Source organism: Bradyrhizobium sp. LTSP885 (assembly GCF_000938305.1).
Classification (GTDB): domain Bacteria; phylum Pseudomonadota; class Alphaproteobacteria; order Rhizobiales; family Xanthobacteraceae; genus Bradyrhizobium.
The window spans coordinates 78,968-92,630 of the sequence record NZ_JYMT01000025.1 but is presented as its reverse complement, the minus strand read 5'-3'; the positions used below and the strand labels follow the sequence as shown (position 1 = coordinate 92,630).

General features: G+C 65.4%; 9 protein-coding genes. 5 read left to right on the top strand and 4 right to left on the bottom strand.

What is annotated here, in order from left to right; genetic code table 11:
* Positions 1-179 precede the first annotated feature (179 nt).
* Positions 180-1,565 (bottom strand): ABC transporter substrate-binding protein, encoded by a 1,386-nt coding sequence (locus tag UP09_RS17200; RefSeq protein WP_044539434.1) that lies wholly within the window; start codon positions 1,563-1,565, stop codon positions 180-182.
* Between the two features lie 161 nt (positions 1,566-1,726).
* On the bottom strand, positions 1,727-3,682 hold the full coding sequence (locus tag UP09_RS17195; protein ID WP_044539494.1) for an AsmA family protein: 1,956 nt from the start codon (positions 3,680-3,682) through the stop codon (positions 1,727-1,729).
* A 242-nt stretch (positions 3,683-3,924) separates the two neighbouring features.
* Here UP09_RS17195 and UP09_RS17185 point away from each other — a divergent pair, with 242 nt between their 5' ends.
* Genes UP09_RS17185 through UP09_RS17175 form a run of 3 tightly spaced genes read left to right on the top strand, consistent with a single transcriptional unit; the run spans position 3,925 to position 5,953 of the window.
* Complete coding sequence (locus UP09_RS17185) at positions 3,925-4,632, top strand: CoA transferase subunit A (RefSeq protein WP_044539432.1); 708 nt, start codon at positions 3,925-3,927, stop codon at positions 4,630-4,632.
* Positions 4,633-4,656: 24 nt separating this feature from the next.
* Complete coding sequence (locus UP09_RS17180; RefSeq protein ID WP_044539431.1) at positions 4,657-5,307, top strand: 3-oxoacid CoA-transferase subunit B; 651 nt, start codon at positions 4,657-4,659, stop codon at positions 5,305-5,307.
* A gap of 1 nt (position 5,308) precedes the next feature.
* Complete coding sequence (locus UP09_RS17175; protein WP_044539430.1) at positions 5,309-5,953, top strand: GNAT family N-acetyltransferase; 645 nt, start codon at positions 5,309-5,311, stop codon at positions 5,951-5,953.
* Between the two features lie 299 nt (positions 5,954-6,252).
* Here UP09_RS17175 and UP09_RS17170 read toward each other — a convergent pair whose 3' ends face one another.
* On the bottom strand, positions 6,253-7,191 hold the full coding sequence (locus UP09_RS17170; RefSeq protein WP_156164641.1) for a threonine/serine dehydratase: 939 nt from the start codon (positions 7,189-7,191) through the stop codon (positions 6,253-6,255).
* A gap of 61 nt (positions 7,192-7,252) precedes the next feature.
* Between UP09_RS17170 and UP09_RS17165 the strand changes: the two genes are divergently transcribed.
* Together UP09_RS17165 and UP09_RS17160 are read left to right on the top strand one after the other, a co-directional pair.
* Entirely contained in the window at positions 7,253-7,570 is a 318-nt protein-coding gene (locus UP09_RS17165) for an ArsR/SmtB family transcription factor (RefSeq protein ID WP_044539428.1), read from the top strand.
* Positions 7,571-7,975: 405 nt separating this feature from the next.
* Positions 7,976-9,676 (top strand): vWA domain-containing protein, encoded by a 1,701-nt coding sequence (locus UP09_RS17160; RefSeq protein WP_044539427.1) that lies wholly within the window; start codon positions 7,976-7,978, stop codon positions 9,674-9,676.
* 304 nt (positions 9,677-9,980) lie between these two features.
* Here UP09_RS17160 and UP09_RS17155 read toward each other — a convergent pair whose 3' ends face one another.
* Complete coding sequence (locus UP09_RS17155; protein ID WP_044539426.1) at positions 9,981-13,652, bottom strand: PAS domain-containing protein; 3,672 nt, start codon at positions 13,650-13,652, stop codon at positions 9,981-9,983.
* Positions 13,653-13,663 lie beyond the last annotated feature (11 nt).

Below are 13,663 nucleotides of genomic sequence, written 5' to 3'. Positions count from 1 at the left end.
GACTCGTCGCCTGTACCTACGCTGTCGTCCCTGCGAAAGCAGGGACCCATAACCACCGGCTTTCGTTGTTGCGCGAAAGCCGATGACCAGTGTCTTTCACCATGTCCGCCGCGGCGTATGGGTCCCTGCTTTCGCAGGGACGACAGAAACATACGTTCGCGGCGGCCGGCATCGTCACCTTACCCCGCGACCTGCTTGATGCGGGCGATCAATTCGTCGACGGCCTTGTCCACCGGCACCTTCTCGCTGACCACGCGGTTCATGGCTTTGGCCCAGACGTTCTCGTTGTTGAGGATGGTGAACTTCCAGTTCTTGGTAAAGTCGAACGGCGCGGTGCCGCCGGTGAACTGGGTCCAGACCGCCTTGCGATGCCGGTCGGCCTGCCAGAACGGGCTGGCCTGGCTGGCCTTGGTCACCGGGAACCAGCGGCCGAGCGCGCCCTCGATATAGGGCCGCACGTTGTCTTCCTCGAGCAGGAAACTGATGAACTGCTTGGCCTCGGCCTTGTTCTTGGCCGCGGTGAAGACCAAACCGGTCTTGACGTCGGAGCGGTACCTGATCGTGGAACCATCCGGCGCCTTGGGGAAGGACGCGGTGATGATGTCGTGCTCATAGGCCTGCTTGCCGGCGGCGCGCTGCGCGTCGGTCAGCGCCGGATTGGTCGAATCCTCGAACCACTTCGCCGCGATCGAAATCGTGAAATTGTGGGTCATCACGATGGTCTTGTTGTGGAAGGCGACGTTGTTGTCCGGGTCTTTCCAGGTCGTGGAGGAGGGCGGCGTGCAGCCCTTGATGTAGGTCTCGGTGTAGTCCGTCAGCGCGTGGATCAGGGCGTCGCGGACCTTGGGATCGTCGACCAGGAGCTTGCCGTCATCGTCGACCAGCTTGACGTGATAGGCGTCCATGAAGGTGTAGAACGACTGGAATGCGTCGGTGGATTCCACGCCCATCGGCTGGCCGACCGCGTAGATGCGCTGGCCGGTGGCCTTGCGGATCGCCGGTTGCACCTTGTCGCACCAGAACGTCCAATAGCCCGTCCAGTCGTTCGGGATGTCGCTCTGCTTGAAGCCGGCCTTCTCCAGCATGTCGCTCCAGATCTGGACATGCATGCTCTGCTGCTTCAGCGGGAAGCCGTAATAGGACCGCTTCTTGGCGACGTTGTCATAGAGCTTCGACGCGTCAAGCGTGTTCTGCACGAACCGATCCTGGATCGGCGTCATGACGTCCGAGAGGTCCTCGAGCTTGCCCTCATAGGCCCATTTGCCCTGTGCCTGCACGTCGTAGGTGTCGGAATAGGCGACATCGGGCACGGTGCCGGAATCGAGCGCGGCGACCGTCTTCGGGATCATGTCCTGGATCGCGTATTGCGACAATTCGACCTTGATGCCGGTCTTGGCTTCGAATTTCTTGATGGTGTCGAGCAGTGCGTCGTCTTCGGATTTGTAAAATCCCTTGCCCCACCAGACGGTGATGGTCTTGCCCTGGGCAAAAGCGGGTGCGGTGGCGGCGAACAGGCCGACGGCTGCGACCGCGAGTGAAAGCGCACCGATAACCTTGGATCTCACGTTGTTCTCCCTTTTCACGCCGGGTTTTTTAACCGGTTGGGTAAAACACTAGCGCATGGCTGTGGCCTGATCCAGATGGCGCAACGACGACTTCTGTAGGGGGGTATCGCGAGCGGCGCGGACGTGCATAGTCGCACCTATGCGGAAAGCGAAGAGCTCGATCAGTTCGACTTCGCATTTTCGGCGGCCGCCGGGGCGCTTGCCGGCGCAGGCGCTGCGGCGTCGGGCGCCGCGGACTTACCGCCGCCGGTGAGGCGCTCGATCACCGAGCGCACCGCATCGCGGGTCTTGCGGTCCTTCACCGCATCGAGCAGCGGCGCCGACGCGGGCGAGCGGCGGATCAGGCTTTCCGGATCGGGGAAGATCAGGGGATCGTCCCACGGACCCTGCACCACGAAGGGCAGATCGAAAGCGTTGCCGCCGGCAGCTGCGGACGTCAGGCTGGCGACGCCCTTGAGGTCATATTCGCGCGCCGGCACTGAAGCCGTGCCGGTCAGCGTGATCTTCGCCGCGGGGCCCTCGACGCGAATGTCATCGGCGGTCGCAACGCCGTCGGAGAATTTCACCGAGAGATTGAGATTGTCATAGGGCGTCGAGCCGGAGCGGAAATTGCCGCCACCCGACAGCGGCCGCCGCTCCAGCCGCTTCAGGAGCTGCTCGACATTGAAGCCCGCGATCGCCCCGTCATGGCCGGTCAGCGTCGCGGTCCCGTCGAGCGATTGCGCCAGTCCAAACGGGCTCGAGCCGGACGCCGTCAGCGAGACGTTGAGGTTGCCGCGCCCCGAAAGCTTGGTGATGCCGAACAATTCGCTGGCGCAGGCCTGCAAATCTACATCGGTGAACTGGAATTGCGCCCTGACGTCGGCGACCGCATCCGAGCGCGCGACCGCGAACGAGCCCTTGGCGATGCCGCCATACATCTGTGCCTCGCCGACGCTGAGCGCCAGCGCGCCGCCGCGCAGATTGGCGCCGAACGCGGTGCGGCCAAGCCTGGACGGGCCGACCGTCACCTTTGCCGCCGACAGCCGCATGTCGAGGTCGGTCGATGACAGCGAGGTCAGGTCGAACAATTGCCTGTTCCAGTCGCGCTGGCCGCTGGCCAGCAGGCGGAAGGTCGAGATGTAGGGCGTGAAGTCGAGATTGCCGGCCGCAAGCGTCGCCTGCAGCGTCTGCCGGCCGTTATTGGCGTAGGTCATCACGCCTTCGGCGACGTTGCCGTCGAGCTCGACATTGACATTGGTGAGCGCGACCGAGCCGCCGACCACATTGGCGCGCGCCTTCAGCGCGAAACGGCCGAAACCGCCACCGCCGCCGGGCGGCTCCTGGCCCATCCAGCGCAGCGCATTGCGCAGCGACGGTGAGTCCATGGTGGCGACGCCTTCCATCATCAGGCTGGTGCGGTTGGCGACGGTTCCGTCGAATGCAATCTTCAGCGGCGCGCTGGCCAGCCGTGCCTTCAGGCCGGAGCGCTCGCCCGACAGCAGGGCTACGAAATCGCTGGCGCTGATCGAGCCGTCGACGCGCTCGCCACGCCAGTCGAACTGGCCGGTTGCGGCAAAAGAGCGCGAGATCGACGGCCAGGCCAGCGACAGGTCGATATCGCCGAGCTGTTCGGAGACGCGGTTGGTCGCGTCCTCGTAGTTCATTTCGCCGTCCTGGATCCGGATCTCGGAGAACGACACCTGGTTCTCGGCGCCTGGCGTCATCGTCCTGGCGATGGTTTCGACAAACGGTGTCCAGTTGCTCTCGCCATTGGCGTCGCGCACCACATGGATATGCGGGCGGAGCATCATGACGTCGGCGATCTCGAACCGCCGCAACATGAGCGGCAGCAGGCGGAGATTTGCAGTCAGCACATCGACCTGCAAAGCGGGGTCGGTGGTATCTGCGCCCTTGAGCCCCACATCATGGAACGAGACATAACTGCCCGGAAACACCGAGACATCGATCGGGCCGTTGACGACGAGGTCGAGCCCGGTGACGGCGCGGATCTGCGCTTCGACGGCGCGTCGCAGCGAGTCCCGGTTGAGGAACCAGGAATTGGCGATCAGGCCAATCAGCGCCAGGCCGAGAACCGCCGCGATCGGCATCCCGAGGCGCTTTATTCCTTGGGCCATGGTCAATGACATGTCCGGATCGGGTTGAAATTGTCGGGTCACGTCGGACACTGCGGGCTGTGCATGGAAGCCGGTGCCAACCCACGCAACTTGAAGGGTTTTCTTGTCGCTTTCAAGGCCATCCTGATGTCGCAGGCGGCCTTCCGTGGCGGCACGGGGGCTGTCATTGACGCACCGCGAAGATTTCGCCTAATAATCCAGCCTGTGTCAGCGGTTCACGCCCTCCATCAGGTATTCGTCGCATGAACAAGGTCTATCCCGACGCCAAGTCGGCACTCGATGGTCTCCTCAAGGACGGCATCATGATCATGTCGGGCGGCTTCGGCCTCTGCGGCATCGCCGAGACCCTGTCGGACGCGATCCGCGACTCCGGCGTGAAGGGGCTGACGGTCATCTCCAACAATGCCGGCGTCGACGGCATCGGCTTGAGCCGGCTCTTGGAAACGCGCCAGATCAAGAAGATGATCTCGTCCTATGTCGGCGAGAACAAGCTGTTCGCCCAGCAATATCTCGCCGGCGAGCTCGAACTCGAGTTCAATCCGCAGGGCACGCTCGCCGAGCGCATCCGCGCCGGCGGCGCCGGCATCCCGGCCTTCTACACCAAGACCGGTGTCGGCACGCTGATCGCCGAAGGCAAGGAAGTGAAGGAATTCGACGGCGAGAAATACATCATGGAGCGCGGCCTGTTCGCCGATGTTGCCATCGTCCACGCCTGGAAGGGCGACACCGCCGGCAACCTCGTCTATCGCAAGACCGCGCGCAACTTTAACCCGATGATGGCGACCGCGGCGAAGGTCACCGTCGCCGAGGTCGAGCACCTGGTGCCGGCCGGCGAGATCGATCCGGACCACATCCATACGCCGGGCATCTTCGTGAAGCGCATTATCGAGGTCGGGACCGGCCACAAGCGGATTGAGTTCCGCAACACTCGCCCGCGCCCCGCAGCTTGATCCGAAACCCGTTAGGAGCCTTCCATGGCCTGGACCCGTGAACAGATGGCCGCCCGCGCTGCCAAGGAGTTGCGCGACGGCTACTACGTCAATCTCGGCATCGGCATCCCGACACTGGTGTCGAACTACATCCCCGACGGCATCGACGTCAGCCTGCAGAGCGAGAACGGCATGCTCGGCATGGGCCCGTTCCCCTATGAGGACGAGGTCGACGCCGATTTGATCAATGCCGGCAAGCAGACCGTCAGCGAATTGCCTGACACCAGCTATTTCTCCTCGGCCGAGTCGTTCGGCATGGTGCGCGGCGGCCATATCGATCTCTCGATCCTCGGCGCCATGCAGGTCGCGCAGAACGGCGACCTCGCCAACTGGATGATCCCCGGCAAGATGGTGAAGGGCATGGGCGGCGCCATGGACCTCGTCGCCGGCGTCAAGCGCGTCGTGGTGGTGATGGAGCATTCCGCCAAGGACGGCGCGAAGCTGCTGAAGCAATGCAACCTGCCGCTGACCGGTGAGAAGGTCGTCGACATGGTCGTCACCGATCTCGCCGTTTTCACCATCGACAAGCACGGCAAGGACGGCATGGCGCTGATCGAGCTCGCCGACGGCGTCACGCTCGACGAGGTCAAGGCCAAGACCGAGGCCGAGTTCCGCGTCGCGCTGAAGAACACCTGAGATGCCAGCGGCGGGACGGACGACGATCCGTCCCGCACGATCCGACGACGCCGCCTTCATCGCCCGCATCATCCTGTCGGCGCAGCGCGGCCCGCTGCCGCGTGGCTGGATCGACATCGCGCTCGATCGGGATGAGCCGGAATGCCTCGCCTTCATCGCGCGGCTCGCCATTGCGCGTCACCGGTCATGGTATCACGTCGCCCATTTCCTGATTGCCGAGGTCGACGGCGTGCCGGCCGCGGCGCTGTGCGCGATGCCGGCATCCGGAACGGTCGTTGCCGCCCGCGCGGCGATCGAGGAGGTGGCGGCAGGGACCGACATCGATGCTGCGGGCGTCCTCCAGCGCGGCGCCTATGCCCGCAATTGCTGGGTTCAGGGCGGCGAGGGCGACTGGCTGATCGAGCACGTCGCGAGAGACAAGGCGTATCGCGGTGGCGGATTGATACAGGAACTGATCGGACACGCGCTCGCCGCCGGCAAGGCCGCTGGCTATGCGCAGGCCTCGATCTCGTTCCTGATCGACAATGTGGCCGCCGAGCGCTGCTATGCCAAAGCGGGCTTTGCATTCGCCGAAGAAAAGCGCGATGCCGCGTTCGAAGCCCTGACCGGCGCGCCGGGCTTCCGAAGGTTTGCGCGGGTGATGTGAGTGGGTGCAAAGGGTGCCGCCGTCGTCCCTGCGAAAGCAGGGACCCATAACCACAGGGTTGTGTTGTTGAGGCGAGCTGTGGCCCCAGCGGTGCGCAACAACACGCGGTGTCGTCGCCGGCTTGTCCGGGCGATCCAGTATTCCAGAGGCAGTTGTGCTTGAGCCGATGAGCCGCGGCGTACTGGGTCGCCCGCTTTCGCGGGCGATGACAGCGGTGGACAAGGCTTGGCATTCTCGCGACATGATTTGTCCGAGCTTTGCATTTCGTTTGCCCTCTCATCTCGTAGAGTGCGCACGGCTCAGCGGCCGAAATTCACCGCCGTGGTGTTGCCGCCGCTGATCACGACGGCGACGCGCTCATTGGCATCGGGCTTGTAGGCGCCCGACAGCAGCGCCGAAAATGCCGCGGCGCCGCCCGGCTCGGCGACGATGCGCAAGCCACGCCACAGCGTCTGCTGCGCCTCGGCAATCGCGTCGTCGGACACCAGAACGGTGCCATGCACATATTTCGCGGCGATCGGATAGACGCGCTCGCCGACCCGCCGCGGCGCCAGCGAATCTGCCGCCAGCCCGCCGGCCTCGGCATCGACCGGATGGCCAGCCGCGAGTGCGCGCGTCAGCGTTGGCGCTGCCGTTGGCTCGACGCCGATCACCTTGACGCGGCCGCCATACCACGCGGCAACGCCTGCGATCAGGCCGCCGCCGCCGACCGCCACCAGCACGGTGTCGATGTCGGGCGCCTGCTGTTCGAGTTCGAGGCCGAGCGTGCCCTGGCCCATGATGGTCTCGTGCTGGTCGAACGCCGGCACCGGCATCGCGCCGCTCTGCTGCGCCCAGACTTCGCTTGCGGCCAGCGCGTCGGCGTAGAGGTCGCCCTCGATCACGAGGTCGGCGCCATAGTCGCGGATGCGCTGCACCTTGGCGGGCGACGACACGGTGGGAATGTAGATCCGCGCCGGCTTGCCGAGCCGCATCGCGGCGTAAGCGGTGGCTGCGCCATGGTTGCCGCCGGATGCCGCGACGACGCCGGCCTTCGGCACGTCGCGCGCCAGCAAATTGGCGAAGGCGCCGCGGGTCTTGAACACGCCGGCATGCTGCAGCAGTTCGAGCTTGAACGTGATTGGATTGGCGGCGAGGCCGAACTCGTCACCCGCGAGCACGACGACCGGGGTCCGCCTGATGTGCGGCCGGATCAGATCAGCGCATCGTTCGATGTCCTGTGGTGTCACCTCGGTCACGGACAGTCTCCTTGCAGACGGGAATGATTGACAGGGATTAGTTATTTAGCTAATTAGCAATATGACTTCATCTCGGGCCAATGTCGAGTCCGCGCTGCGCGCGCTAGCAAGTGATCGCCGGCTGCTGATCCTGGAATGGCTGAAGCGCCCGAAGGCGCATTTCCGCGCCCAGGTCGATGGCGACCTCGTCAAGGACGGGGTTTGCGGCGTGCTGATCGCCGAAAAGCTCGGGGTCAGCCAGCCGACCGTGAGCGAACATCTGAAGATCCTGACCCAGGCCGGGTTCCTGAGCACCAAGCGCGTCAAGCAATGGACCTTCTACAAGCGTGACGAAGCGCAGATCGCGCAGATGAAGACCGCGATCATCGCGAAGGTCTAGAGCGTTTTCGAGCGAAGTGGATAGTGGCTCGGCTCGCCGGATGCGGCGGCGCGTGAGCTGCCGAGTGACGCGCTCGATGCGGCGTGTCGGCTAATGCATGGCACCGTGCAAAGGCATCTCTCTGTGATTACGCTCACACCGAAGGCCGCGGTCGAAACAGTCTGATCGTCATCTGCGCGTTGGGTTAGGCCAAGCGTCCAGACACAAGTTGCGCCGATTGAAGATATTTTTGCGGTTCGTTACGCGGCTCTCCGGCGTTTGTGTCGCGTGAGCAATCCGGCCAAGAAAAAACAAAATCCGGATCGAAGTAGGGCCTCCCTGAGGCAGGGCGCGGGCGATCTCACGACACCGCGCCCTTGCAGTCGTCTTTGCCCTCCGATTGTCTCCATCATCGAGGACCGTTCCGTGATCAAGATTTTTCGCCGCTGTTTCGCTGCAGGCCTGTTGTCGCTGGGCCTGGCTCTGCTCTCATCTCTTGCACCCCATGCCGCGCAGGCCCAGGCGCAGGGGACCGACACCATTCTCGTGCTCGACGCATCAGGCTCGATGTGGGGCCTGGTCGACGGGCAGAGCAAGATCTCTGCAGCCCGCCAGGCGGTCGATTCAATTCTGTCAAAATGGAACCCCGCCGATCGCCTCGGCGTGATGGTCTACGGCCATCGCTCGAAGGGGGATTGCAAGGACATCGAGCTGATGGTGCCGGTCAGCAAGTTCGATCCGGCGAGGATCAAGGCTGCGGTCGACGGCATCAATCCGAAGGGCAAGACGCCGATTGCGGATTCGCTGAAGGCTGCGGCCGCGGCGCTGAAGTCCACCGAGAACAAGGCGACCGTCATCCTGGTGTCCGACGGGATCGAGACCTGCGCGCCGGATCCGTGCGCGGCTGCGGCCGAGCTGAAGAAGTCCGGCATCGGCTTCACCGCCCACGTCATCGGCCTCGACGTCGCCGATCCCCTGGCGAAGAGCCAGCTGCAATGCATCGCGCGCGCCACCTGCGGCGTCTATCTCGATGCAAGCAATGCGTCGAGCCTGACCGGTGCGCTGACCAAGGCGGTGGCGGCGACACAAGGCACCAAGGTCGCAAGCGAGGCGCCGCAGAAGCCTGTGGCCGATCCCTATCTCGGCAAGAACATTCGCGGCGTGGCGCGGCTTGCCGAAGGCCTCGATCCGATCAGCGACGAGGACGTCAACTGGGGCATCTTCAAGCCCGCCGGCGGCGAGAAGGGCGAGCACGTGAACACCTTCTATGGTGCGCCGTTCGCCGACAACATCGCGCCCGGTGATTACATCGTCGAAGTGAGCTACCGGCAGCTCAAGCGTGAGTTTCCGCTCAAGGTAGAGAAGGGCAAGTCGGCCTTGCTCGATGTCATCCTCGATGCCGGCTACGTCACCAGCGAAGGTTCGGTCGCCGGTGGTGCTGCCAAGGTCGATGACGTGGTCTGGCAGGTCACCGACAAGGGCGGCACGCCGATCGCCCAGGAATACGATGCCGTGCCGCGTTTCGTGCTCGCCGCGGGCAGCTACGTCTTGACCCTGACCAAAGGGCAGTCGAAGACCAGCAAGCCGTTCTCGGTCGCCGCCGGCGACTCGAGCAATGTCTCGCTCACGCTCGATGTCGGCAAGCTGATCGTGACCTCTACCTATGCCGAGGGCGGCCCCAGGGTCGAGAAGGACATCGTGGTCGCGGTCCGCCAGCCAGCGAAGGCTGACGGCGACGAGGGCGAGAAGGTTGCGCAGGAATACGATGCCGAGTCGAAGTTCGACCTGCCAAGCGGCAGCTACGATGTGACGGCTGTTGTCGGCGAGGCCAAGGGCACGGCGCGTGCGGAGGTGAAGTCCGGTGCGCCGACCCGGATCAACGTCAACCTCAACGCCGGCGTGATCGGGATCAAGACCGACGGCGCCCAGGAGATCGACATCTACGGTGCCGAGCGCGACATCAATGACGAGCGCAAGCGCGTCTCGGTGAGCTATGAGGCGACCTTCAACGTCGCGCTCGGCGCCGGCGACTATGTCGCGGTCGCGATCTATGCCGACGGCCAGAAGCTGGAAAAGCCGTTCTCGATCGCCGCCGGCAAACGCCAGACGCTGGAGATCAAGCAGTAGGGCGTTGCGATGTTGCTCGGGTATGCCCGTGAAGCTCACCTCTTCCTGTGAGGTGAGCACACTGTCCGGCTCCCTCCCCCTTGTGGGGGAGGGTGGGGAGAGGGGTAGCCCCGGGCGAGATGCGTGACGTTGGATTTCGTTTTCGCAAATCTCGGTCGCGCGTCGTTTCAAGTTTGCGTTGGAGAGAGCGCCCGTGTGGCACCCCTCTCCCTAACCCTCCCCCACAAGGGGGGAGGGAACCCATCTGCCGGTGCGACCCTCACGGTGGAGCGGAGAATGCGGCGGCATCACGCGTGCGCGCCGATCACACCCGCGCGATCGCGTGCGAAAACACGACCTCGATCAGCGTGCCGGAGCGGCCGCCGGTGCGGATCTGGAATTTGGCGCGGTTGGCTTCGACCAGCGCTTTGGTCAGCGACAGGCTGACGCCGCCGGCGCCGGCCTGGTCTGACGGCGCGGGCGCCCGGAACGGCTCCAGCGCGGCGGCGACCTCGTTGTCGTTGAGGCTCTGGCCGGTGTCGCGCACCCGCAGCATCACCTCGCCGAAGTCGGACAATGCGGTCGAGACGATCACCTGGCCGCCGGCATTGGCGAGATGGATCGAGCTGCCGATCAGGTTCAGCGTGATCTGGCGCAGCGCGCGCGCATCCGCGACGACCATCGGCAGCGTGTGTGCCAGCGAAGTGCGGATGATGATGCGCTCGCGATTGGCCTGCGGCTGCATGACCGCGACGCAGCTCTCCACCATCTCGTTGAGGTTCTGGCTGGTGAAGGCGAGATCGAGCTTGCCGGTTTCGATCCGGGAGAGATCGAGCAAATCGTTGACGATCGCGATCACGCGCTCGCCGGAGGCGCGGATGTCCTTCATGTATTCGACATAGCGCTCGTTACCGAGCGCGCCGAAGCGTTCGCCGATCATCACCTCGGCAAAGCCGATGATGGCGTTGAGCGGCGTACGCAGCTCGTGGCTGATCCGCGCCAGCATGTCGGATTTGCCGTTCGCGGCGCGCTCGGTCAGCCGCCGCGCCTCGCGCAATTCGTTCTCGCTTGCCTTGGTCTGCGAGAGATCGCGGAACACGGCGAAGAAGTTCGGCCCGTCGGCGCGGGTGCGGCCCATCGTCACCGACAGCGGAATCAGGCCGCCCTGGCGGACGCGCCCGAGCGTCTCGCGGCCGTGATCGAGCAGGCTGGCAACGCCGGCCGATTTCACGCTGGCGAGATAGTCGAAAACATTGTGCTGGCTTTCCGGCGCGAACAGATCGGCGAGATTGTGCGCGATGAACTCCGCGCCGTCATAGCCGAACAGCGCCTCGGCGCTGCGGTTGCAGGAATGGATGTTGCCCTCGGCATCGAACATGATGATGCCTTCGGCTGCGGTGTCGAGGATCGCGCCGAGCTCTTCGGCGTCGGCGTGGCCGGCCTGCGGTTCTGGCGGCACTGCGATCGGCTCGATCGCTGCTTCCGATGCCGGTGCTGACAGCGCGGCTGCGATCGCGGTGTCCTCGTCATGCGTACGCGAAAAGATCAGCGCCAGCGCGGAATCATTGTCCCAGGAAATGGTGTGCAGCCGCGCTTCCGCAGATACCGATGTGGCTGACGCGTCCGCGGCCTGGTTGGCGGAGATCGTGACTGGCGTGCCGGTGCCGGACGAACTGCTCGCCTGCGAGACGCCGGGTTCGACGAACAGCGCATCGAGCCCGCCGGCGTCTTCCAGCGCGTGCAGACTGTCATAGCCCATGCGCGCGAGGAACGCGTGGTTGGCATAGAGCAGACGGTCGAGCCGGTAGATCAGGATGCCGACCGGCAACAGATCGAGCAGTGCCTTGTCGCGCCTGGCATCGCCGCGCGGCGGCGGCTCGGCCTGCGCCATCCAGCCGGACTTCGGAGTGTCTGGTTGCTCCTCGCGCGGCGGCTCGATTGCGGCGGGCTCCTCAGCGGTCGGCTCGGTTACGGCGTCCGGCTCGGCGATCATCTCCGCGGTAGTGCTGTCGGCGGTTGCCGCGGTCAGTCCCGCCTCGTTCTCCAGCCGCGCCGACAATTGGCGGGCGAGCTCGTTGAAGGCGTTGTTCTCGACCGGCGTCAGCGATGGCGGCCGCGTGTCGCCGCCGGGGCGGAACGGGACCACATTCTGTGGCGTCTCGTTACGCACGTCTTCGCTGATATCTTGGGGCGTTTCCACGGCTTGATCCAGGTCGGGGTGTGAAGTCTCGGATGCTATCGGCTCGAACAATTCCTCGATTGGTGGTTCTGCGTTGGCCTCGGGCGGCTCCGCGACCGGCGGAGGAATTTCGGCCGGCGGCGGCTCGGCGGCGAGCGGCTCGGCGGTAGCGTCTACGACCAGGGCCGTGGGCGCGACGTCAGCCGACAACGGCTGCGGCACCGTTGGGCCGCTGAAGAACTCATAGCGGCGCAACGCGGCGAGTCGCGCAAGCCCGTCGAGGTCGCGACACACACCAAAGCCGCGATAACCGGCGAAAGTCCTGTTGCGGTCGAACACCGGCAGGCCGGCCAATTCGACCGGCAACCGGCCGCCGCCATCGACCGGCCAGGGCAGCGTGATGCCGCTCCAGGTGTCGTGCGTGGCGACCGCCTTCAGCACCCGGCCCTCGGGATCGAGCCCGAAAGCATCAGATATCTCGCTCCAGAGCCGACCAAAGCCGGCCGCGGTGCGGGTGCCGATCAGGCGGGTGAATTCGTCGGAGCCGAGCGAGAAGCGGCCCTCATGGTCCATCTGCCACATGAAGCGCAGCGGAAGCCGCCGTGCAGTCGGCAGGGGCTCGTCCATCCAGGATGGCGCGGGCGGAGCCGGCGGTTCGATAGCGGGCGCATCCGCCACGGTGTAGGGCGAGGGGGCAGGTTCGGGCTGTGGCGCTGATGTCGCCGCGACGGAGGTTGCGGCCTCGTCCTCGACATCGAGCGGCGGCTCTTCGGCTTCCTCTTCGGCCTTCACATCCATCAGCGCCTCGGTCGGTGAGTCCTCGACCACGGGGGCTTCGGGAAGCGCGATGTCGGGATGCGCAGGCGTGGTCTCGGCGGGCTCGGGCTCCGCGTGCGCCTGTTCTGCTGTCGCAGGCGCAGCGTCGACATGAGGCTCGCTGACAACAGGCTCGGGCGCGGTGGGTTCTTCCGCAATCGCTTCCTGCGGAGTCTCCAGCGCGTCGTACAGCGTGAAGGCGGCCGGCGCTTCGGTGGTCAGCGCGGGGGCTTCGTCAGGCGCGATCGGTTGTTCGCTCGCGAGAGCAACTGCCGGTGTCTCTGGCGCGGCCGTCTCCTGCACAATCGCTTCAGGCACGACCGTCGCCGGTTTCGGCTGTGCGACGACATTCGGTGCCGGCTTGATCAGTGCGACCAGCGCGGTGTCGGCGCCGCGGCCGATCCGTTGCAGCACGACGCGGCCGATGCCGATGCTGGCCGCGGCGCGGCCCTGCTTCAGCGCGTCGCTGCGCGCCGCATCGAGGCCGGCTTCTGAAAGATCGTGCAGGCCGAGCAGGGGGCGCGCCGCATCATTGGCGCCGAGCAGCATGCCGTCGCCGCTGAAGGCTGCGACCGGCCGGTCCAGGCCCTGCACCAGCCGCTGCAGCCGCTCAGCCAGCGGCATGACGCGGCCGGTGGCGGTTGCCGCGGCGACCAAAATGCCGTGGCTGCCGTCGGGCAGATCGAGCCGCGCGCAGCTGCAGGTCGCAAGCCCACCGGGCGCAGCACCGAAGCCGCGCAGTCGCTCCAGCCGGATGGCGCCGCCGGCCGCGAGGCTGCCGCCGAGCCGGGCGACCTGGCGGCGATGCAGATCGGCCGGGCCGAAGGCGCGCTTCGCCAGATCGGTGCCGTTGACCGCACCGAACACCTGCGCGCCGACCGGATTGGCCCAGAGGATCCGCGCGCCGTCGGCCGACCACAGCCATGCGGGAAGCGGGCTCGCCGCATGCTCCGCTAGCCTGACGTCACTGAGCGCCTGGATCTGGAATTCCGCATCGTTCATTACGCAGGACT